This is a genomic window from Lacrimispora sp. YZC11 (assembly GCF_057543815.1).
This window is the reverse complement of the sequence record NZ_BAAJYQ010000005.1, coordinates 267250-290605: the sequence shown is the minus strand read 5'-3', so window position 1 is coordinate 290605 and position 23356 is coordinate 267250. Positions and strand designations below refer to the sequence as shown.

At 45.3% G+C, this 23356-nt stretch carries 19 protein-coding genes and 2 pseudogenes; 18 read left to right on the top strand and 3 right to left on the bottom strand.

The window, feature by feature from the left end; translation table 11 throughout:
* Position 1 precedes the first annotated feature (1 nt).
* Complete coding sequence (locus AC27IJ_RS04450; RefSeq protein WP_312441865.1) at positions 2-1489, top strand: glutamate synthase subunit beta; 1488 nt, start codon at positions 2-4, stop codon at positions 1487-1489.
* 113 nt (positions 1490-1602) lie between these two features.
* On the opposite strand, the pseudogene AC27IJ_RS04445 reads toward AC27IJ_RS04450, so the two are convergent.
* From AC27IJ_RS04445 to ychF, 3 genes and pseudogenes are all read right to left on the bottom strand, one after another.
* A pseudogene (locus AC27IJ_RS04445) lies at positions 1603-2085 on the bottom strand (DUF5131 family protein); the annotation flags it as partial.
* Positions 2086-2431: 346 nt separating this feature from the next.
* Positions 2432-3085: pseudogene (locus tag AC27IJ_RS04440) on the bottom strand (formate/nitrite transporter family protein); the annotation flags it as partial.
* 223 nt (positions 3086-3308) lie between these two features.
* The gene (gene ychF / locus AC27IJ_RS04435; protein ID WP_312441866.1) at positions 3309-4406 is read right to left on the bottom strand and encodes a redox-regulated ATPase YchF; all 1098 of its coding nucleotides are present in this window, start codon (positions 4404-4406) and stop codon (positions 3309-3311) included.
* A gap of 205 nt (positions 4407-4611) precedes the next feature.
* On the opposite strand from ychF, the gene lgt reads away from it, so the two are divergent.
* From lgt to AC27IJ_RS04350, 17 genes are all read left to right on the top strand, one after another.
* On the top strand, positions 4612-5496 hold the full coding sequence (gene lgt, locus AC27IJ_RS04430; RefSeq protein WP_312441868.1) for a prolipoprotein diacylglyceryl transferase: 885 nt from the start codon (positions 4612-4614) through the stop codon (positions 5494-5496).
* Complete coding sequence (locus AC27IJ_RS04425) at positions 5493-5645, top strand: aspartyl-phosphate phosphatase Spo0E family protein (RefSeq protein WP_312441870.1); 153 nt, start codon at positions 5493-5495, stop codon at positions 5643-5645. Before lgt ends, AC27IJ_RS04425 begins: the two co-directional genes overlap by 4 nt.
* Before the next feature lie 279 nt (positions 5646-5924).
* A complete protein-coding gene (locus tag AC27IJ_RS04420) occupies positions 5925-7745 on the top strand; it encodes a sensor histidine kinase (RefSeq protein ID WP_487147661.1) in 1821 nt (606 codons plus the stop codon).
* Positions 7723-8481 (top strand): response regulator transcription factor, encoded by a 759-nt coding sequence (locus AC27IJ_RS04415; RefSeq protein WP_313257625.1) that lies wholly within the window; start codon positions 7723-7725, stop codon positions 8479-8481. Before AC27IJ_RS04420 ends, AC27IJ_RS04415 begins: the two co-directional genes overlap by 23 nt.
* A 235-nt stretch (positions 8482-8716) precedes the next feature.
* Positions 8717-9760, top strand: coding sequence for a BMP family protein (locus AC27IJ_RS04410; RefSeq protein ID WP_312441874.1), 1044 nt, complete (start codon positions 8717-8719; stop codon positions 9758-9760).
* A gap of 85 nt (positions 9761-9845) precedes the next feature.
* Positions 9846-11366 (top strand): ABC transporter ATP-binding protein, encoded by a 1521-nt coding sequence (locus AC27IJ_RS04405; RefSeq protein WP_487147658.1) that lies wholly within the window; start codon positions 9846-9848, stop codon positions 11364-11366.
* A gap of 3 nt (positions 11367-11369) precedes the next feature.
* Positions 11370-12434, top strand: coding sequence for an ABC transporter permease (locus AC27IJ_RS04400; protein ID WP_312441876.1), 1065 nt, complete (start codon positions 11370-11372; stop codon positions 12432-12434).
* A gap of 8 nt (positions 12435-12442) precedes the next feature.
* The gene (locus AC27IJ_RS04395; protein WP_312441878.1) at positions 12443-13360 is read left to right on the top strand and encodes an ABC transporter permease; all 918 of its coding nucleotides are present in this window, start codon (positions 12443-12445) and stop codon (positions 13358-13360) included.
* Between the two features lie 267 nt (positions 13361-13627).
* The gene (gene mraZ, locus AC27IJ_RS04390; protein ID WP_312441926.1) at positions 13628-14053 is read left to right on the top strand and encodes a division/cell wall cluster transcriptional repressor MraZ; all 426 of its coding nucleotides are present in this window, start codon (positions 13628-13630) and stop codon (positions 14051-14053) included.
* Entirely contained in the window at positions 14050-14988 is a 939-nt protein-coding gene (gene rsmH / locus AC27IJ_RS04385) for a 16S rRNA (cytosine(1402)-N(4))-methyltransferase RsmH (RefSeq protein WP_312441880.1), read from the top strand. The genes mraZ and rsmH overlap by 4 nt, the downstream gene beginning before the upstream one ends.
* 17 nt (positions 14989-15005) lie before the next feature.
* On the top strand, positions 15006-15488 hold the full coding sequence (locus tag AC27IJ_RS04380; RefSeq protein ID WP_312441882.1) for a cell division protein FtsL: 483 nt from the start codon (positions 15006-15008) through the stop codon (positions 15486-15488).
* Between the two features lie 40 nt (positions 15489-15528).
* On the top strand, positions 15529-17682 hold the full coding sequence (locus AC27IJ_RS04375) for a peptidoglycan D,D-transpeptidase FtsI family protein (RefSeq protein WP_331655639.1): 2154 nt from the start codon (positions 15529-15531) through the stop codon (positions 17680-17682).
* Positions 17683-17756: 74 nt separating this feature from the next.
* Positions 17757-19517: a peptidoglycan D,D-transpeptidase FtsI family protein gene (locus AC27IJ_RS04370; RefSeq protein WP_312441885.1), complete on the top strand. Its 1761-nt coding sequence runs from the start codon at positions 17757-17759 to the stop codon at positions 19515-19517.
* Between the two features lie 75 nt (positions 19518-19592).
* Positions 19593-20561, top strand: coding sequence for a phospho-N-acetylmuramoyl-pentapeptide-transferase (gene mraY / locus AC27IJ_RS04365; protein ID WP_312441887.1), 969 nt, complete (start codon positions 19593-19595; stop codon positions 20559-20561).
* A 12-nt stretch (positions 20562-20573) separates the two neighbouring features.
* Positions 20574-21917 carry a UDP-N-acetylmuramoyl-L-alanine--D-glutamate ligase gene (murD, locus tag AC27IJ_RS04360; RefSeq protein WP_312441889.1) on the top strand — a complete coding sequence of 448 codons (1344 nt, stop codon included), beginning with the start codon at positions 20574-20576 and terminating at the stop codon, positions 21915-21917.
* Between the two features lie 99 nt (positions 21918-22016).
* Positions 22017-22139 carry a hypothetical protein gene (locus AC27IJ_RS04355; protein WP_312502132.1) on the top strand — a complete coding sequence of 41 codons (123 nt, stop codon included), beginning with the start codon at positions 22017-22019 and terminating at the stop codon, positions 22137-22139.
* Positions 22140-22169: 30 nt separating this feature from the next.
* A complete protein-coding gene (locus AC27IJ_RS04350; RefSeq protein WP_312502135.1) occupies positions 22170-23321 on the top strand; it encodes an FtsW/RodA/SpoVE family cell cycle protein in 1152 nt (383 codons plus the stop codon).
* Positions 23322-23356: the final 35 nt, after the last annotated feature.

Below are 23356 nucleotides of genomic sequence, written 5' to 3'. Positions count from 1 at the left end.
AATGGGAAAGCCAACAGGATTTTTAGAATACAGCAGAAAAACAGGAAAAACCGTAGATCCCAAGGCTCGTATAAAGAATTATAACGAGTTTCACCTGCCTCTTTCCGAAAAAGAACAAAAATGCCAGAGTGCACGCTGCATGGATTGCGGCGTCCCCTTCTGCCAGTCCGGTGTGATCTTAAAGGGCATGGTTTCCGGCTGCCCTCTGAATAACCTGATCCCGGAATGGAATGAGCTTGTATACACCGGGACATGGCAGCAGGCCTACAACAGGCTGAAAAAAACTAACAGCTTTCCGGAATTCACCGCCAGGGTGTGCCCGGCTCCCTGTGAGGCCGCATGTACCTGCGGGTTAAACGGAGATCCGGTGAGCATCAAGGAAAATGAGTATGCCATCATTGAACGCGCTTATGAAAGCGGCATAGCAGGCCCTGTTCCGCCGAAGATCCGCACCGGTAAAAAGGTAGCCGTCATCGGCTCCGGCCCTGCAGGTCTGTCTGCGGCGGACCAGTTGAACAAACGAGGACACAGCGTCACCGTATTGGAAAGAGAAGACCGCATAGGCGGCCTTCTCATGTATGGTATTCCCAATATGAAGCTGGAAAAGCATGTCATAGACCGGAAGGTGGAGATCATGAAGCAGGAAGGTGTGACGTTCCTGACAGGAACCGACATAGGAAAAAACCAGAAGGCCAAAGATCTGTTAAAGGAATATGACCGCATCATCCTGGCTTGCGGGGCTTCCAATCCAAGGGATTTAAAGGTTCCGGGAAGAGATGCGGAAGGAATCTATTTTGCAGTGGATTTCTTAAAGTCCACCACAAAAAGCCTGCTGAATTCCAATTTACAGGATAATAGCCATGTATCCGCAAAAGGAAAGCACGTCATCGTCATCGGCGGGGGCGACACCGGAAACGACTGTGTGGGGACGTCTATCCGCCATGGTTGTGCTTCCGTCACCCAGCTTGAGATGATGCCAAGGCTCCCTGAAAAAAGAACTCTTGACAATAGCTGGCCCGAATGGCCGAAAGTATTGAAAACTGATTACGGCCAGGAAGAATCCATTACCGTATTCGGCAAGGATCCCAGGGTATATCAGACAACGGTAAAGGAGTTTATCAAGGATAAGTCCGGCAAGGTAGTGAAAGCAGTGCTCATGGGTCTGGAGCCTAAATTGGATGAAAAGACCGGCCGCATGAACATGGAACCAGTGACCGGCAGTGAAAGAGAAGTTCCGGCTGATATTGTTTTAATAGCGGCAGGGTTTCTGGGTGCCCAGACTTATGTTGCTGATGCTTTTGGAGTGAAATTAAACGGCAGAAGTAACGTGGAGACTGTAGTCGGGAAATATAAGACAAATGTGGATAAGGTGTTCGCAGCCGGTGACATGCGCCGGGGACAATCACTGGTAGTTTGGGCGATCAGAGAAGGCCGGGAAGTGGCTAAGGAAGTAGACATCAGTTTAATGGGGTACTCCAACCTGGCATAAGCTGGATGGGGTGGTCTAATAAAGAAGAATGAGGCTTTTGCATAATAGCTGAGGGATCAGCTATAGGGCAAAGGCCTCTTTTTTATAATGGTATAAAAATGAAATCTTCCTTATTAACAATCGATTCCAGCCTTCCTGGCCTGACTGCACAAGTCCCTGGTTTTTAGCGTATATTCTTTTCCGTCCTTAATAAAATGTGTACCGCATTGCCTGAATTAAAAATGCACCCCTTTTTCCAGGCATTGTTCCCTTAAAGATAAAACCCAATCATAATGAAGGGGCCTGGCATTATAGTCTGATTCACCTCCTGCCACAACCAGTTCGATACCTTCAAGGTAGCATTCAATACAGATCTTCCCAATGAGTGGCTGACAGATGATATTTTTATGCTTAATAGGAAGCTTGGAAAATATAGAGAGACGGTAATCGGCCCTATCCTGATTTTCAACAGTACAGCCGACCGTTACGTTATCATAACCCTCGCCCCAATCGTCTGGAATACATTGCACAAACCTATCGATCCGTTTCGTTAAAAAAATAAAATGCAGATCAGGCCGCTGGCGTATCATGGCCCAGCACTCATCTCTCCATGGATCCCAAACAGACATGGCCACACCTCCTAAAATAAAATCTTACTCATATGATCTATCATGGGATCAGAAAAAATTACAGTTGGATTTTATATAACGAAAATATGACATATCACAAACGATAATTACAACCTATAAAAAAAAGACATTCCTTATTATAGTATTAGTAGAAGGTACTAATTGATTTCTGCTTGGAGGGATGGGAAAATATGAGTAAAAAACTTAGTGAACGGTGTTGCCGGAATTACGTTACCGGCTTCAGAGTCAAAACAGCTCTTTTCGTATCAGTTCTTATCGTATATATCATAGCCAGATGGCTTTGATTTAAGAACGTCAAATAACCCGGAATTTCCTAATGCAGGAGGGGAGCTTCTTCATTAAGATATTTTTTTGCCAATGGAATGAGGCTTCCCCCTGCCAAATTTCCCGCAGAAATAACCAGGATATACAGGAATGCTTTTGCATTCCAGGCATTTCCCATGGTAAAATAAAACATATCTGCTATGCTGTGTTCGTATCCGGAAAGGATGAATACCATGACCGGTAAGACCAAGGATAAATATCTTCCAATACCGTCTTTTATGGTTTGATATCCTATAACGGCGATGCACATCATAATACCGCACATAACAGCCATGATAAAAGTGCTGAACAGGGTATCTGACAGCTTCATATTCACAAGTTCACTTGTATGATCCACTAGCCTGACCAGTTTGGTATGTTTAAATACAATTCCGGCTCCAACCGTTCCTGCAAAATTCCCTATGTATACAATAAGTATTGTTAATAAATAAGAAGGTTTTTCATTAACAATATAACATACCTTTCCTGTATACAGATTAAAACCGAAAGTATATATGGTAAATAATCCGATTGAAAATAAAAAAGAACCGGCTATATGATTTTCAAGAGTTAAATAAATTACTCCGCCTATACTGATGGCAATCCCGGCTATGATTGCGTTTGCAAATGTTTTCATCGATGAATGCTCCCTTTTCTTTTTTTCTAAAGCGTTTGTCTTGGCTGCAAAAAGGCTTTCTGCATGGCCACGTCATATTATAGCATAAGAAAGTGGGTTTACAAGAACAATCTCATTATTGACATAAATTATCAGTCATGATGACCGGGGGATCAGCGGGTAAGAAGAAAAGACATAAAAGAAGGCCAGCGCCTTCTGGCGCTGACCAATATATTCCGGCCTTCAATAAGTGACCGCGATTAAATACTTTCTATACATTAAAGCGGAACAGGACAACATCCCCATCCTTCACCACGTATTCCTTGCCTTCCAGGCGAACCAGGCCTTTTTCCTTGGCCGCGCTGTAGGTTTTACAATCCAGAAGATCCTGGTAATTCACAACCTCTGCGCGGATAAAGCCCCGCTCAAAATCAGTGTGGATCTTACCGGCAGCCTGGGGCGCTTTGGTTCCTTCCTTGATGGTCCAAGCCCTTGTCTCGGTCGGGCCGGCAGTTAAGTAGCTGATGAGCCCCAGTAAATGATAGCTGGCTGCGATCAGTTTTTCCAGACCGGATTCTGTAAGTCCCAGATCCTCTAAGAACATCTTTTTCTCGTCTTCTTCCAGTTCTGCGATTTCCTGTTCGATCTGCGCGCAGATCACAAATACTTCACTGTTGTTTTCTTCTGCGAATTTGCGGACCTTTCCCACATAATCATTGGAAGCACCGTCATCAGCTAAGTCGTCCTCACAGACATTGGCAGCGAAGATCACTGGTTTATAGGTGAGAAGATTGAGGCCGGTAATAAATTCTCTTTCATCTTCATCCTCAATTTCTATGCTCCTTGCCAGATTTCCATCCTCTAAGTGAGCTTTGATCCTTTTTAAAACCCCCAGCTCCTTTGCAAGAGACTTATCATTCATAGCGCCCTTGGTTGATTTGGAGATGCGGCGGTCCAGGATTTCCAAATCGGAAAAGATCAGTTCCAAATCTATGGTTTCAATATCACGCAGTGGATCTACACTTCCATCCACATGGATTACATTGGTATCCTCAAAGCAGCGGACAACGTGTACGATGGCATCAACTTCACGGATGTTGGAAAGAAACTGGTTGCCCAGGCCTTCCCCTTTGGAAGCTCCTTTTACAAGTCCTGCAATATCGACAAATTCGATCACGGCAGGGGTGATTTTTGCGGAATTATAAAGAGCGGCCAGTTGGCCTAAGCGCGCATCCGGAACGGGAACAACTCCGACATTGGGATCAATGGTACAAAATGGATAGTTCGCAGATTCCGCACCGGCCTTTGTAAGAGAATTGAACAGGGTGCTTTTACCTACGTTTGGTAATCCGACAATACCTAATTTCATAGCAATTACCTTCCTAATATTGTTTATATTCATGGTTGATTTTTATCTGCAACTAATATAGAATATCATATTATCCGCAAAATTAAAAGAGAAAAACGCAAGAATCAAAGCTTTGTCGAATTATAGTTGAATATGTCGGGCGAATATGTTTGATTTTTGTGTTTTCACGGGGTAAAATAAAGAAAACATCGAAAGGAGAAGACGAATGGCAAATACGGCAGATATTAGTTTTGTTCATTTGGGTATAACAATCGACCATTTACAAAACAGTATCTCAATATTTGGATTCCGCATTGCATTTTACGGGATTATCATAGGGGTTGGAATATTAGCAGGTCTCTGGGTTGCGACAAGGGATGCAAAACGCAGGGGGCAGGACCCGGATATTTATCTGGATTTTGTTCTGTATGCAATCATAATATCTATTATGGGAGCCCGAATCTATTATGTTTTATTTGATTGGGACAATTATAAAGATGATCTGCTTCAAATTTTAAATCTCAGGGCAGGAGGACTGGCCATCTATGGAGGTGTCATAGGGGCTGTCATAACTCTAACTGTTTACGCCAGGGTGAAGAAACTTTCCTTCTTTTCCTTGGCTGACACTGGATGCCTAGGATTGATAACCGGGCAGATTATAGGAAGATGGGGAAACTTCTTTAATTGCGAGGCGTTTGGCGGATATACCGACAGCCTGTTTGCTATGAGAATCAGAAGAGCGCTGGTTAATGAGAATATGATATCAAGAGAGCTTTTGAACCATTTGATCGTAAGAGACGGAGTGGAGTATATACAGGTGCATCCTACCTTCTTATATGAGTCAGTCTGGAATCTCTGCGTACTGGCATTTATGCTTTGGTACAGAAAACGCAAGAGATTTGATGGGGAGATGCTTTTTATTTACCTGCTTGGCTATGGTTTGGGACGAGTGTGGATTGAAGGACTGCGCACGGACCAGCTAATATTCTTTAGTACTGGCATTCCGGTGTCTCAGGCACTTTCATTAATTCTGGTAGTGATATCTACTCTTGTGCTCTTCTGCAAACACAGACAGATACGAAAAAAGAGCAAAGGAGAAGTAATGATATGATGATGTCAAAAGAAGAGTTAATACAAGATATTGAAGAAGCAAGGGAAAGATTAAATAAAAGTATTGAGCATGATGATGAAGATATTATTTATCACAGAAGTGTAGAACTGGATAAATTAATTGAACAATATATCGCCGCAGGCTACTGATACCGTAAGCCTGTGATGCGTTTTATGCAAGTTTAAGATAAACACGGAAGGAGAAGGAGCTCTTTCCGTGTTTTTTGTTGCGTGTTAACCGGCAGACTCCTTTTTTCGCCAAATTTCCCTGGATATTTTGCGGATGCGCAAGGAACAGGGCAAAAAGCATAACTCCAGGCACGATTGCAGCAAAAGCAATTTGACACAATTCACAGAGGGATGTAATATTTATCTAGGAATTGTCGAAAACTGTTACAAAGACAGTAACATGTGCCCGGAGGTGGGAAAATGAAGCATTTGTCGTTCCGAATGAAATTGACTCTGGTGTTTATTATAACGGCCATGATCGAAGGGGCTATTATAGGGAGTCTCTCCTTTTCCCATAGCAAGGACATTGTGGTGAAGAATAAAAAGCAGGAAATGTCAGACACCATTAACCGCATTGATATCAATATTAATGTTAAGGTCCGCTATATCATGGAGATCCTTGACAATGCGGTGGCCAGCCAGCTTGTGCGCGATGCCTGCACTCCCGGCTGGGATGATGGGGATAAGGGAGTTAGCCGTACTTATCTTGATGATTACTGCAGAAGCCTCATCAAATCGGTTGGGGAACAGATGGATATTTCCATCATCAATGCCTCTCAGGTGATGTATACAACAGCCAATATCAATGGGTTCGACACTGAGTATATTTCGGGAGAAATATTTAAAAGCTATGATGATGCCGTGGGCAGCAGGAACAATAAGGCTGTCTGGACGGGTATTATGCCAAAGCTTTTTTCAGATCCAAGAGAAGAGCATCAGGCGGTTACCGTGGTCAGGGCCATTCGGGACAGGGATGAAGAGAAGAATCTGGGTATCATGGTGATTGAGCTGGATCCGGACATGTTCAGCAATCTGCTTTTAGGGAATCAGGGGCTGTTTCAGTACCAGTACCTGTTTATTTTAGACCAGAAGGGACAGGTGATCTGCAGCAATCCAAAGATAAACAATGGGTGGCAGGAAGAAATTAATGACCGGTTTGAGCGGGGGATCCGGCGCTCCACGCTAGAGTGGAACGGTAAGAGGTATTATGTCTGCGGGCAATATAACGGTATCACAGGCTGGAGGTCCTATTCGGCCATACCCTTTGAAGGATTGTTTCCCCAGGCAGGGGATTTAAACAAAGCCATTTGGCTGGTGGGAGTGGTAAGCACCCTTGGCATTGCCGGGGTCATCGTTCTTCTGGTTTATACCATGGCAAGGCCGATCAAGCGTCTGTCAAAGGCAATGGGACAGGTGCAGAAGGGAGATTTTGCCGTTCGGGTTCCCAATAAGAGAAAGGATGAAATCGGGGAACTGACAGAATCCTTCAATTATATGCTGGAAGAGATCAATACCCTGATCAGGCAAGTCTATCAGGAGAAAATCGCCCAGAAGAATGCGGAGGTCCAGGCGCTTCAGGCACAGATCAATCCCCACTTTCTCTATAATACCCTGGACTCCATCAACTGGATGCTCATTGACAGGGGAGAATATGATATCAGCGACATCATCCTTTCCCTGGCAGGCCTTATGCGCTACAGCATAGAAGACGAAAATGCCTTTGTGCCCCTTGAAAAAGAAATCGGATATGTGCAGTGTTATTTAAAAATTCAAAAAAACCGTCTGGAAGAACGTCTGGAATATGACTTGGAAACAGAGGAGAACTTAGCGGATGAACAGGTTCCAAAACTTATCCTGCAGCCCATTGTGGAAAATGCCATCACCCATGGAATTGAGTCTAGAAACCGGAAAGGGATGATCCGCATCCTCATAAAAGATCTTGGAGATGAAATGCTTATTACGGTTGAAGACAATGGAATCGGCATGACTCTTAAGCAGCTTAACCACCTAAGGGATGAAGTGCCTGATATAGAGAGGGAAGGGCATACCGGAATCGGGGTCAGGAACGTAAACCGGCGTATCCGGCTCCATTATGGGGAAGCCTATGGTATTTCCATAGAAAGTACCTATGGAAAAGGAACCATTGTAAGCCTGCGCATACCCAAAGGCCATGGAACTCTGACGGAATCAGGAGGAAAGAAAGGAGAAAGCGTAAGACATGAAGCTGATCATCGTGGATGACGAACCTAAAATCAGAAAAGGGCTTTTTAAACTGCTGGATGCCCAGGAAGGCTTTCAGGTAACAGGGGTATTTGAAGACGTCCGGTCGGCTCTCAAGGCCCTGTATGAATTGGAAGCCGACGTGATCATTACGGATATAAAAATGCCGGAAGTATCAGGCCTTGAGCTGATCCGACAGATCCGGGAAAAAAATTTAAGCATCCGCATCATCATTTTAAGCGGGTACAGCAATTTTTCCTATGCCCAGAAAGCCATAGAGCTGGGAGTGACCAGATATTTGTTAAAACCCACGGATCCGAGAGAGCTTCTTGCCGTGCTAAGAGAAGTTGAACGGGAGCTTTTTCCTGTAACTACGGAAAAGGAAGAAAAACAGGGCCAGCGGTTGGAAGTGGAAAATGAGGTTGGAAATTTATTGGTTTTAAAAGCGATCCAGTATATTGAGGTCCACTATGGAGGCAGAATTACGTTAAAGGATATGGCCGGAGAGCTGCATCTGTCCCCCAATTACTTATGTGAGCTTTTTAAGCGTCATACAGGTAAAAACCTCATGGAATACGTTACAGAATACCGGATGCAAAAGGCAAAGTCATATTTAAACCATGTAGAATATAAAGTGGCGGAAGTGGCGGAGATGGTAGGTTACAAAGAGCCGAAATATTTTAGCAGTGCCTTTAAAAAAGCATATGGGATTACGCCCCTGGAGTATAGAAACAGGCGGCAGAGCCATTTGATATAGTTTAAAAAAAGACGGGAAAATGACCAAAAAGTTTCTCCTGTCTTTATTTTATTTGGTCAAAATAACAAATAACATAATATTTTGGTATAAATAGTAATCTTATAGAATTGCGATGACTGTCAGAAAATGATAATCTATTACTACAAACAACACGTAAACGTCTGTGAATCGTGTCGATAACTGCGGAAGTGTCAGATATTGATGCGGATGGACGCAAAAAAAGGAGGAACATAGTATGAAGAAAAGATTTGGCGCATTGCTCATGGCAGCAGTAACGGCAGCAGCACTCGTACTCAGTGGCTGCAGTGCTGGCGGAAAAACAGAGGGTGCAGCTGAAACAAAGGCTCAGGCAGGAGGGAAAAGTGGGATGGATTATAAAATTGTCCTCATCCTTCCCGGTCCCATCAATGACCAGAGCTGGAACGCCACAAACTATGCAGGTCTTACAGCCTGTAACGAAAAGCTGGGTACCAAAATGGAATACGTAGAGAACGTGCAGGCATCTGATTATGAGTCAACCTTCCGTGAATATGCGGAACGAGGCTATGACCTCATAATGGCGGCTGGTTCCCAGTTTGACGAAGCGGTGGCAGCAGTAGCCCCAAATTATAAGAATACTACTTTTTGCGCGGTAAACGGCTCCAAATGTGATGGGGACAATGTGGCTCCCATTTTCCCCAAAGAATATGAAGCAAGCTATATTGCTTCCATTCTTGCAGGAAATGTGACAAAGAACGGAAACTTCGCAACCATCGGAGGCTTCCCCAATGAGCCGATGGAGCATTTAATGGATGTGTATGAAAAGAATTCTGTTAAGATCGCTGAAAGCCGCGGCATTACCGGCGCAAAGGCTACAAGAGCTTATGCCAACAGCTGGAACGACGTAGCCCTTGGCAAACAGATGGCAGAGCAGATGATCGACAACGGAGCAGACACCATGTTTGTATACGCCAACGAAGTAGGTCTTGGCAGCATTGAAGCAGCCAAGGCAAAAGGCGCTAAATTTATTGGCTTTTCCAGTGACCAGACCACCATTGATCCTAATACTGTCATAGCTTCTGTAAATTTCGATTTTAAGAATTTCTATATCTGGGCTCTGGGCCTTTATATGGATGGCAAGCTTTCCGGAAATATGGTTCATGAAGCAGGTATTAATGAAGATATCTTTGTACCGGTATATACCGATAATATTTCTCAGGAAGTAAAGGATGCGGTAGACCAGGGAATTAAGGATTTTAAGGATGGCAAGGTAGATTTACAGGCCATGTTTGAGAAGTAAGATATAACCGGAGGGCTGACGCAGGAGAAAAACAGGATTGTTTGAACTGCGGAGCCCTCATCGTTTGAAGAGGAGGAGGAGCTTCGTGAATACACCATTTTTTGAATTAAAGAATGTATCAAAATACTTTGCCAGAGTCGTGGCAAACAAGGACATTTCTTTTTCTGTAAATAGGGGAGAGGTGTTGGCACTATTGGGAGAAAACGGGGCAGGAAAAAGCTCGGTTATGAAGATCCTCTATGGCCTTTACAAGGCAGATGAGGGGCAGATCCTGATGGATGGAAAGGAACAGAGGATCACCTCCCCGAAGGATGCCATGGCTTTGGGAATTTCCATGATCCAGCAGCATTTTTCTCTGGTGTCCGCCCATACGGTTACGGAAAATATTATTTTAGGCAATGTAAACGGAGTCATTGATTACGAAAAATGCAAAAAGGAAGTAGAGGAGCTTTCTGCCCAGTACGGGTTTCAAATTCCTGTGGATGCAAAGGTGGAGGAGCTTGCAGTTGGAGTGCAGCAGAAGGTGGAAATCCTTAAGGCCCTCTATTTAAAGACAAGCCTTCTGATCATGGATGAGCCTACGGCTGTGTTGACACCCCAGGAGGCGGAAACGCTGATGGAGTTTGTAAAAGAGTATACGTCCAGGGGAAATTCTGTCATTTTCATCACCCATAAGATGAAGGAAGTCATGGAGGTGGCCGACAGGATCATCGTTATGCGAAACGGAAGGCTTACGGGAGACTTATCTGCAAAGGATACCAATGAGGTGGAGCTGACAAGGCTGATGATGGGGAAAGAAATGGTGCCCCCAAAGCGGGAACAGACGGAAGAGCAAAAAGAAAAAAAGGTCTGTCTGGAGCTGTCTTCCGTCACCGTGCAGCGCAAAGGAGAAACCCCTCTTTTAAGTGATTTGTCATTTCAGATCATGGAAGGTGAGGTCTTTGGAGTGGCAGGAGTGAGCGGAAACGGGCAGGAGGAGCTGTGCGAAGTGGTTTGCGGCGCCTTACCTGTGACCTCGGGAAAGGTGCTTTTAAATGGTACGGATATTACATCAACTTCCATCAGGGAGCGCATTGATCTGGGAATCGGATACGTTCCGGTAGACCGTTACCGGGATGCCATGGTGGGAGAGATGACCCTGGCTGAAAATATGATGCTAAAAACAAGCTTTGATAAGAAATGGATTTCACACGGCTTTTTAAATAAGAAGAAACTTCAAAATGACACACAAAAAGCCATAAGTGAATTTGATATCAAGGCGCCTGGACCGGATGCCCAGATCAAGGGGTTATCCGGAGGAAACCAGCAGAAGGTTATTCTTGCCAGGGAAGTGGGGAACGCAGGAAAGGTGCTGATCATGGACCAGCCCACCAGGGGACTGGATCTGGGAGCCATCAATAACATCCATAACAACATCCTGGCGGAGCGGAAGAATGGAAAGGGGATTCTGCTGGTATCCACGGAATTGTCGGAGATTTTCCAGCTTTGCGACAGGATTGCCGTGATCTACAAGGGCTCCTTTATGGGAATCTATGACCATGGCCAGCTTAACACAGAACGGATCGGTCTATTAATGGCCGGCTACAAAGAGGAGAAGGAGGCGTAAAGCATGAATACAAAAATCAGGGACTTGATTGTGACAAATGCTGCTGCCATCATTGCCGGCCTGCTCTTAAGCGGCCTCATGCTTTTGCTGCTGCATATCAACCCGGTCGAAGTATTTGTATATTCCATCAATACCATGTTTACGGATAAATATACCATGGGGGAAGTGTTTTTAAAGGCAACGCCCCTTATATTTACGGCACTGGCCTTTGCTTTTACGTTTAAGGCAAATTTATTTAATATCGGCGCACAGGGACAGTTTTATATGGGCTCCATTGCTGCTATTACCCTGTCCCTGCAGCTTGACGGAAAGGTTCCCACAGCGGTACTTCTGATTCTTGTGTGCCTGACAGCGGCACTGGCAGGAGGTCTTATGGGCGCTTTGATTGGATTTTTAAAGGCACGCTATAAAGCCAATGAATTCCTTGTCAGCATGATGTCCACTTACGTTGCTTTGGCAGTCATGAATTATCTGCTTCGCACATTTTTAAAAGAATCCAAGGGGGAGTATCCCCAGACAGACGCCATAACAAGGTCGGCATGGCTTCCTGTTATTGTAAAGGGGACCAGGCTGCATATCGGATTTGTGCTGGCGGTTCTGGCCGCCGTGGGCATCTGGGTGCTGCTCTATAAAACGCCTCTGGGATACAGGATCCGGGCAGTGGGAAGCAACGCTTCCGCAGCCAGGATGTCAGGAATTGATTCAAACAAGATTTTTGTGACCGCATTTTTTATCAGCGGCGCCCTGGCGGGAGCTGCCGGGTTTACGGAAGTAAACGGTGTTCAGCATATGCTGATCCAGGATTTTAACAGCGGGGTCGGCTCCGCCGGTCTGGGAATCGCAATACTTGCCAATGCCAATCCCATTGGAATCATTTTCGCCTCCATTTTGTTCGGCGCCCTGGGAGTTATGGGAAATTTAATGGGGCGCATGCCGGGAGTTAATGTTCCTGCGAGCATTGTTGATCTGATGCAGGGATTTGTCATGCTGTTCGTTATCATATCCTATTTCTTCCGGCATTATCTGGAAAACAGGAGAGAGAAGCGCAGACTGCAGAAAGGAGCGTGAAACAGGTTATGATCGTAAGCTTATTAAAACGTGCACTGATGATGAGTACGCCCCTGCTGTTTGGCTCCATTGCGGAAGTCATAGCGGAGCGTTCGGGCATGATGGTTACCGCCATCGAAGGGATATTCCTTATGGGAGCCTGGGGCGGATTTGTGGGAACCTATTTGACCGGCAGTGCATTCATCGGAATTCTTGCTGCCATGCTTTCAGGACTTGTTGCGGCAGCCGTGTATGGCGTGGTATGTATTTATTTAAAGCAGCACCAGGTTGTAACAGGTACGGCAATTAATGTGCTGGCAGCCGGAATCTGTACCTATCTACAGAGGGTATTGTTCGGTGTCCCCACCGCACCCCTTAAAATCAGCCCTCTGCCAGAGATCGCCATTCCCCTTCTCAGCAAAATTCCTGTTATGGGTCCGGTGTTTTTCCAACAGAATATATTGACCTATGTGGTATATTTACTCATTCCTGCAGCCTATTTTCTGTTGTTTAAGACTTCCTTCGGCTTAACCATCCGTTCTACCGGGGAAAATCCGGAGGCAGTGGATGTGGCCGGTATCAATGTAAATGCGGTCCGGTTCTTTACGGTCCTTTTGGCCGGAGTGATGGGAGGCATTGCAGGAGCATTTTACTCTGTAGGGTACTTGGGAATGTTTACCACAAATATCATTGGAGGGCGGGGCTGGATTGCATTTGCCATATGCTTTTTGGGCAATTGGAATCCCAAAGGAGCCGTTGCAGGAACCGTGGTATTCGGACTTACGGAGGCTATCGCCATTTATATGCAGTCGGTGGGAGGAGGAAGCTACTTCCCCAATGAATTATTCATTGCCCTGCCTTATCTGCTGACCATTATATTGACTGTTTCCAGAAGAAACTTTAATGTACCAGCGAAGCTGGGAGTCGCATACAGCAAAGAAAATTAATAGTAAAAAAACAGGCATCCCCTGATCAGTGTGTTCACGCGCACTGCCTCAGAGGATGCCTTTTTTCCATTATATGGTAATCTTCAAAAAACAGCCGCCCATAGCTTAATGAAAGCCAAATCAAATTGAAAATTCTTCGAAATTGTTCTTGCTATTTCACGGTAAATGTACTAGAATTAAACCATAAGTGGAGGAAAGTGGTGTAAAGTGGTAGAAAATGGTGGGATAGTGGTCCAGACTCTACCGCTGTACAAGCAGGTGATTGGTATGTTCATGGGTGAATACAATCATACAGTCGATGCAAAGGGACGTCTCATTGTCCCGTCGAAGTTCAGAGAGCAGCTTGGAGAAGAATTCGTTGTGACGAAGGGTCTGGATGGCTGTTTATTTGTGTATGATAATGATGAGTGGACTGCCCTGGAAAATAAGTTAAAAAGCCTGCCGCTGACCAACACCAATGCCAGAAAGTTTTCCAGATTCTTTCTGGCCGGAGCCAGCTCCTGCGAAGTGGACAAGCAGGGAAGGATCCTGCTTCCGGCAGTCTTAAGGGAACATGCGGGAATTGAAAAGGACGCGGTTCTTGTAGGAGTGGGAAGCCGGATTGAAATCTGGAGCAAGGATGCATGGATAGCAGCCAATACCTATGAAGATATGGAAGAAATTGCGGAAGCTATGGAAGGACTTGGTATATGATGTTTGAACACAAGTCAGTGCTGCTTTATGAGACCATTGACAGCCTGAATGTAAAACCAGACGGAATCTATGTAGATGGAACGCTGGGAGGAGGCGGACACGCTTTGGAAGTGTGTAAGCACCTGGGAACTTACGGAAGATTAATCGGAATTGATCAGGATGAAGCTGCCATTAAGGCAGCTACAGAACGACTGAAGGCTTATGAAGATAAGGTAACGGTTGTAAGAAGCAATTACGAAAATATACAGACAGTATTAAAGGATTTAGGAATCGAAAGAGTGGACGGAATTTACTTAGACCTGGGGGTATCCTCTTACCAGCTTGACATGCCGGAAAGAGGATTTACCTACAGGGAAGATGATGCGCCTTTGGACATGCGTATGGATCAGAGGAACGAACAGACGGCAGCCGATATCATCAATACCTACAGTGAATTTGACTTATACCGGATCATAAGAGATTATGGAGAAGATAAGTTTGCGAAGAATATTGCAAAGCACATTGTAAGGGAAAGACAAATAAAGCCTATTGAGACAACAGGAGAGCTGACGGAAATCATTAAAGGAGCGATCCCGGCAAAGGTAAGAGCTGTGGGGGGCCATCCTTCCAAACGGACATTCCAGGCCATACGGATCGAATTGAATAAGGAACTGGAAGTTTTAATGAAGTCCCTTGATACCATGATCGATCTGTTAAATCCGGGAGGACGGCTGTCCATTATCACGTTTCATTCCCTGGAAGACAGGATCGTGAAAACAAGATTTAAGACCAATGAGAATCCCTGCACTTGTCCTCCGAATTTTCCGGTCTGTGTCTGCGGAAAAAAGAGCAAGGGCAAAGTGATTACAAGAAAACCTATTGTACCATCGGATGAAGAGATTGAAGAAAACAAACGTTCAAAGAGTTCAAAGCTTCGGGTTTTTGAACGAATTTAAAAAGGGAGGAAGAGAGAGTGGCTGCAAGAAAGAATATGCGTCCTTATGGGAGCCCCACTTACGTACAGGGTAATGCTGTCCGTAAAGCCATGCCGGTTGAAATGCCGGTTCGTACACCAGAAGAAAAACGTCGTCCATCAGTAAACCATCAAGTCAGAAGAAACCGTGAAAAAGCCTTGCAGATGGATTTGCCTTATGTGATCATGCTGACCATTGCTGCAGTCTGCACCCTCTGCCTGTGCGTGAATTATCTGCATTTGCAGTCCTCTATTACTGCCAATATTCATGGCGTTGAGCTTTTAGAAGCAAAACTGGAACATTTGAAAACTGAAAATAATGCATTGGAAATGAACATTAATACTTCCGTCGATTTGGATCATGTGTATAAAGTGGCTACTGAGGAACTTGGTATGGTCTATGCGAATAAGGACCAGATCCTTCACTATGATAAGACGGAAAGTGAGTATGTAAGACAGAATGAGGATATCCCGAAGCACTAACAAAAACAGGAATAAAAAGAGTAAGGTGTTTCCCCGTTATATGCAGGAAAAGCTGGCGATTACTGTTCTGGTAATTACGCTGGCTTTGTTTGCATTAGTTATGACGCTGTATAATCTGATGACAAATAAAAAGGAAGATTATAACCAGATCGTGCTGTCCCAGCAGGAATACGACAGCCGCACCATTCCTTTTAAGCGCGGGGACATCATGGACCGTAACGGAACCTATCTGGCTACCAGTGAAAAGGTGTACAACTTAATCCTGGATCCCAAACAGATCATGTCGGATCAGGATTCCTATTTAGAACCGACCGTAACAGCTCTGACGGATTGCTTTGGCTATGACCGGACGGAAATCATGAATCTGATGCAGGAAAAGAAAGATAAGCAATATGTCCGCTATGCAAAGCAGCTTACCTATGACGATAAACAGAAATATGAAAAATACAAAGCAGATCAAGCGGATGCGCTGAAAAAAAGCGGGAAGTCCATTAAGGGAATCTGGTTTGAGGATGAGTTCAAAAGAGTGTATCCCTATAATGCCATGGGCTGCAACGTCATTGGCTTTGCCAATGGAGACGGCATGGATGGGACAGGAGGGATCGAGCAGTTTTATAATACGACCCTTATGGGAACCAACGGAAGGGAATACGGCTACTTAAATGACGATTCCAATTTGGAAAGAGTCATAAAACCAGCTTCCAATGGCAACACCGTGGTTTCCACCATAGATGTTAACATACAGAAAATCGTTGAAAAATATATTAATGAGTGGGAACAGAATACAGGAAGCAAACGGGTAGGCGTAATCGTTATGGATCCCAATAACGGCGAGGTCCTGGCCATGGCAAATGACAAGGCATTTGATTTAAACAATCCAAGAACCTTAAGGCCGGAGTACACTGATGATGCGCTGCGCCAGCTTGGGATCAAGGAAGCCATGGACGATTATAAGAGAAAGAATAAGGATGCCCAGCCTTTAACAGAAACAAACGTTTCAGAGCACTATACCAGCGAAGAGATCATGTCCCTGGGAACCCAGGTGGCATGGAACCAGACCTGGCGAAATTTCTGCATCAGCGATGGATTTGAGCCGGGGTCAACAGAAAAGATTTTCACAGTATCCGCCGCCATGGAAGAAGGTGCGATTACCGGAAGGGAAACCTTTGAGTGCAACAAGTTTCTTGAGGTGGGAGGGCATAAGATCAACTGTGTCAGCAGATATGGACATGGCCTTATTACCGTAGAGGAAGGTCTGATGAAATCCTGCAACGTGGTTATGATGCGGATCGCTCAGCAGATGGGAAAAGAGAAATTCTACAAGTATCAGCAGATTTTCGGCTTCGGATCCAAGACCGGGATCGATCTGCCAGGAGAAGCCGATAACAAGACCCTTGTCTATACCCAGAACACGGCAGGACCTACGGATCTTGCGACTAACTCTTTTGGACAAAACTTCAGCACCACCATGATTCAGATGGCTGCCGCCTATAGCTCGGTGATCAACGGAGGCTCCTATTTTGAACCGCATGTAGTGAAGCAGATCCTTAACGAGCAGGGTTCTGTCATTAAAAAGGTTGAACCTGTCCTTGTCAGGGAAACGGTATCGGAATCAACCACCAAATTCATTAATGAAGCGTTGTTTAAGACCGTTAATGCAGTGGGCGGAACGGGAGGAGCAGCTAAGGTGGTGGGATATAAAGTTGCAGGTAAAACCGGCACTGCGGAGAAGATCCCCCGTGATAAGACCAATTACGTGGTATCCTTCTGCGGCTATGCTCCGGCGGACAATCCTCAGGTTTTAGTTTATGTTGTAGTTGATGAGCCCCATGTGGAGGATCAGCCTCACAGTACCTATGCCAGCCAGATTTTCCAGAAGATTATGACTGAGATTCTTCCTTATATAAATGTATTTCCGGATACAGATGCTGAGACCTCTCCGTTACCGGGAGATGGGGCGCTTCCTGAGCAGGAAGGCATAACCAGCGAAACAGAAAGCTCCTCCCAGGGAGAAGCTGGGTCAGAAGAATCAGGTGCAGAAGAAACCACAGGGCAGGCCCCTACCATGGAAGATGGAAATCCGATTCCGGATGAATATTTAAACCCTTCTGAAGAATACGTCAACAGGGAAGAAGGGGATGACGGTTCCAATCTCCCGGCCGCACTTCCGACCGAAGAGACCACAGCCCAATAAGGAACTTTTTTCAAAGAACTCATAAAAAGTCCTGAAATTCATATACTGTAGAAATAATGGTGATGGAGCAGTGCATGAGTTCAAATAAGACACATCACAGAGAAAAAATAGCCATCCTGTTTTTCCTGTTATTTATTGCCATGACAGGGCTTATGGGGCGGCTTATTTTTCTAATGATCTTTCGTTCTGAACATTACAGTGCCATGGCATTGGACCTTCATGAACGGGAAAGGACCATAAAAGCCGCCAGGGGAAATATCGTTGATGCCAATGGAACCGTCATTGCCACCAACCGGACGGTGTGCACCATATCGGTCATACATAACCAGATCAGAAAAGCAGATGAGGTTGTGGCAGTCCTTTCCAAGGAGCTGGGTCTTAAAGAGGATGAAGTTCGGAAAAAGGTAGAAAAGTACAGTTCAAGGGAAATTATTAAGACCAATGTAGACAAGGCTATGGGAGATATGATCCGGTCCTATCATTTGGAAGGCGTAAAGGTGGATGAGGATTATAAGCGTTATTATCCCTATGATACACTTGCCTCCACGGTTCTTGGTTTTACGGGAGGGGATAATCAGGGAATCATCGGCCTGGAGGTAAAATACGAACAATATTTAAAGGGACTAAACGGAAAAATACTGACCATGTCCGATGCAGCCGGAATCGAAATTGAAAATGCGGCGGAAGACAGGATTGAGCCTGTGGCAGGGCAGGATTTGTATATCAGTCTGGACGTCAATATCCAGCGGTATTGCGAGCAGGCCGCTTATCAGGTTATGGAGAAAAAAGGCGCGAAAAGAGTGTCAATTATTGTCATGAATCCTCAAAATGGGGAGATTATGGCAATGGTAAATGCGCCTGAATTTAATTTGAATGATCCGTTTACACTAAGTGTAGACGCCGGAGTTCCGGCATCTGACAAAGAAAAGCAGGATATGCTAAACAAGATGTGGAGAAATCCCTGTATTAACGACACCTATGAACCTGGCTCCACCTTTAAGATCGTTACTGCGGCCGCAGGACTGGAATCCGGAGTGGTGAAACTTGAAGATCATTTTTCATGTCCGGGCTTCCGGGTCGTAGAGGACCGTAAAATCAGGTGTCACAAAGTGGGAGGCCATGGCTCGGAAACCTTTCTCCAGGGCATGATGAATTCCTGCAACCCTGTTTTGATTGACGTAGGGCAGCGCCTTGGCGTGGATAATTACTATAAATATTTTGAGCAGTTTGGCTTAAAGGGAAAAACCGGGATCGACCTCCCAGGCGAAGCGTCCACCATCATGCATAAAAAAAATGATATGGGGCTTGTGGAGCTGGCAACAGTTTCTTTTGGCCAGTCCTTCCAGATTACCCCCATGCAGCTGATCACAACTGCTTCTGCCATAATTAATGGCGGAAACCGCGTTACACCCCATTTTGGAGTGAAGTCCGTGAGCACCGATGGAGCTTCGGTCAATACCTTTACCTATCCGGTAAAAGAAGGGATCTTATCTCCCGAAACCAGCGAAACCATGCGCTACATCCTGGAACAGGTCGTGGCAGAGGGGAGCGGAAAAAAGGGGCAAGTCGACGGCTATCGGGTGGGAGGAAAAACAGCGACCTCCGAAAAGCTTCCAAGAAGTTTAAAAAAGTACATTTCATCCTTTATAGGCTTTGCACCGGCGGATAATCCTCAGGTAATTGCCCTCATTACCATAGATGAACCTCAGGGGATTTATTACGGCGGAACCATCGCAGCACCGGTGATTGCCGACATTTTTAAGAATATTCTTCCATACCTGGGAATAGAGCCAGCCGAGGAAAAAACTGCTTCTGCGTTTCGAATCTATGGTTGATTATTCAGGCAAAAAGACGTATACTACTTACTGTGTACTTTTGAAATACAAATACATAAAATATTGAGGTGTGACATGATTAACGAAACGATTCTGGCAATCATCATAGCATTTGCAATCAGCGCCATGCTGTGTCCCATTGTAATACCATTTCTTCACAGGTTAAAATTTGGCCAGGAGGTCCGCAAGGAAGGACCTGAAAGCCATTTGAAAAAGCAGGGTACTCCCACCATGGGAGGACTTATCATATTGACCAGCATCATCATTACGTCGCTGTTCTATGTGAGGGAATATCCCAAGATCATTCCTGTGCTTTTTGTAACAGTCGGATTTGGTATCGTTGGGTTCCTTGATGATTACATTAAGATCGTGATGAAGCGGTCAGAGGGGCTTACGCCTGTTCAAAAGATGGCAGGGCAGTTAATCATTACAGGTATCTTTGCCTATTATCTGCTTCATTCAAAGGATGTGGGAACGGGTATGCTGATTCCATTTACCGGAGGCTTTGGAAAAGGGCTGTATTTAAATTTGGGAATATTCTTTGTACCGGCGGTATTTTTTCTTGTAATAGGGACCGATAATGGTGTGAATTTTACCGATGGCCTTGATGGACTTTGCACCAGCGTGACCATTTTGGTGGCGACCTTCCTGACGGTGGTTTCTATCGGAGAAAATACCGGCATCAGTCCCATTACCGGTGCGGTTGTGGGAAGCCTCTTGGGATTTCTGTTGTTTAACGTATATCCTGCCAAAGTATTCATGGGGGACACCGGTTCCCTTGGGCTTGGTGGATTCGTTGCTTCCAGCGCCTTTATGATGCAGATACCTATTTTCCTTGCCATTATCGGTTTTATTTATATGATGGAAGTATTATCCGTCATCATTCAGGTGACATACTTTAAGAGAACAGGCGGAAAGAGGATTTTTAAGATGGCCCCAATCCACCACCACTTTGAGCTTAGCGGCTGGTCGGAAACACGGGTAGTAGCTGTGTTTGCAATCGTGACTGCGGTTCTTTGCATGCTTGCATACCTTGGATTATAGGAGAGAAACCATATGAATCAGAAAATATTAGTTGCCGGCAGCGGAAAAAGCGGCATTGCTGCTTCCAGGCTGATTCTTAAAACAGGCGATGAAGTAATTCTTTATGACAGCAATGCTACCCTAAAAGAGGATGAGCTGCTTCATCAGTTTGACGAAGGAAGGATTTCAGTTTTATTGGGGGAGCTTAAAAAAGAGGATCTTGCAGGTGTAAGCTTATGTGTCATAAGCCCCGGTATTTCCTTAGATGCACCCTTTGTGGCTGTCCTTAAGGAGGCGGATATCCCGGTCTGGAGTGAGATCCAGCTGGCTTACCACCATGCCAGGGGAAAGCTGGCGGCAATCACGGGAACCAATGGTAAGACAACCACTACAGCCCTTACAGGGGAAATCATGAAGGCATTCTATGACCAGGTATTTGTGGTGGGCAACATTGGAGTACCGTATACGGAGGAAGCACAAAAGACTACAAAGGATTCGGTAACGGTAGCAGAGGTCAGCAGTTTCCAGTTGGAGACGATCACGGACTTCCGGCCGGATGTGAGCGCGATCCTGAACATAACGCCGGACCACTTAGACCGTCATAAAACCATGGAATCCTACATAGAAGTAAAAGAACGTATCACATCAAACCAGAGTCCCCAGGATTTTTGTATCTTAAATTATGACGATCCTGTTTTGCGAGAGTTTGGAAAAACCATCAGACCCAAGGCAATCTATTTTAGCAGCCGCCAGTTTTTAGAAGAGGGCTACTGTATGGATGGGGACAGGATCATCCGGAACCATGAAGGCGAGAGGACAGAGATCGCAGACATTCATGAGATACAGCTTTTAGGCCGCCATAATCATGAGAACATCATGGCTGCCGCTGCCATATCCGCTGAAATGGGAGTGCCCATGGAGATCATCAGCCAGGGGATCCGGGAATTCAAGGCAGTGGAACATCGCATTGAATTTGTTGCGGAAAAGGCGGGAGTGAAATACTACAATGATTCTAAGGGAACCAATCCCGATGCGGCGATCCAGGCGATAAAAGCCATGCCAGGGCCTACTCTGCTCATTGCAGGGGGCTACGATAAGAACTCTCAGTATGACGAGTGGATTGAATCCTTTGACGGTAAGGTGAAATACATGGTGCTTCTGGGGCAGACCAGGGAAAAGATCGCTGAGTGTGCGGCCAGACATGGTTTTACCAATGTGATGTATGCGGAGGATATGCAGGAGGCGGTTAAAGTCTGCGCTTCTTATGCCAACAGAGGAGATCATGTGCTCCTTTCTCCGGCCTGCGCCAGCTGGGGGATGTTCAAGTGCTATGAAGAGCGGGGAGAAATCTTTAAGGATTGTGTCCGGAACTTGTAGAAGCAATGAGCCATGCAGAAATATTTGCAAAATTTATGCGTGTGAGCTCGCTCACTAAGCATAAATTTCGCAAATATTTCTATAGGGCGAATGCCCGTCATGAATAATTTGGCGGTGCTTTCCCGCAAAATTATGAATGTCGTGGCGGTGCTTTCCCGCCAAATTATGAATGTCATGGCGGTGTTTTCCCGCCAAATTATGATGTCATGGCGGCTGGTATGAATGAAATAGCAGTTGGCGAGGAGGAATGATATGGCAGAAAAAAGGCCAGTGAGGAAAAAGAATAAACCGCGCCGTTTTTATGATTACAGTCTTTTATTTACTGTAATATTTCTGTCTGTTTTCGGTTTGGTCATGATTTACAGCGCCAGCTCTTACGCAGCCCAGCTTAAATTCAATGACGCCGCTTATTTCATGATGAGGCAGGCCAAGATAGCCCTGGCAGGCTTTGTTATCATGATCGTGATATCCAAACTGGATTACCATTGGTACGCCAGGTTTGCCGTATTTGCTTATGCCCTTTCTTACGTTCTTATGATTACCGTATCCCTGGTTGGACGTAAGGTAAACGGAAAGAGAAGGTGGCTGGGAGTGGGAAGCCTTTCTTTCCAGCCTACGGAATTTGTAAAAATTGCTCTTATTGTCATGTTGGCGGTTTTAATCGTCCAGATGGGAAGGAATATTAACACGAGAAATGGCGTAATTCTGGTTATTGTGACGACTCTTCCCATAGCGGGAATTGTAGCGGCAAATAACCTAAGCTCCGGAATCATCATCGTGGGAATCGCATTTGTCATGCTGTTTGTGGCATGCAAAAAGAAATGGCCGTTTTTTGCCTGTGGTTTTGCAGGTGTGGGATTGCTGGCGTTTGCCGGGCCAATGGCTGCTATTCTGGAAAAGCTTAATATCCTTCATGATTACCAGCTGGGCCGTATCCTGGTATGGCTGGAGCCGGAGGCTTATCCCTCCACCGGAGGCTATCAGGTGCTTCAGGGCCTTTATGCCATAGGCTCCGGCGGCCTGGTAGGCAGAGGCCTGGGAGAGAGTATACAGAAGATGGGATTTGTGCCGGAAGCGCAGAACGACATGATTTTTTCCATTATCTGTGAGGAACTTGGGCTTTTTGGGGCGGTTTCCGTGATTTTGATATTCCTTTTCATGATTTACCGGTTCATGCTCATTGCGGACAATGCACCGGATCTGTTTGGAGCTTTGCTGGTTGTAGGTGTCATGGGACATATTGCTATTCAGGTTATCTTAAATATTGCGGTTGTAACCAATACCATACCAAATACCGGTATTACTCTTCCTTTTATCAGTTATGGAGGTACCTCAGTTCTTTTTCTAATGATGGAGATGGGCATAGTTTTAAGTGTGTCGAACCAGATAAAGCTGGAAAAATAATGGGATGTGAAAACATTCTCTCACTTTTAACATAG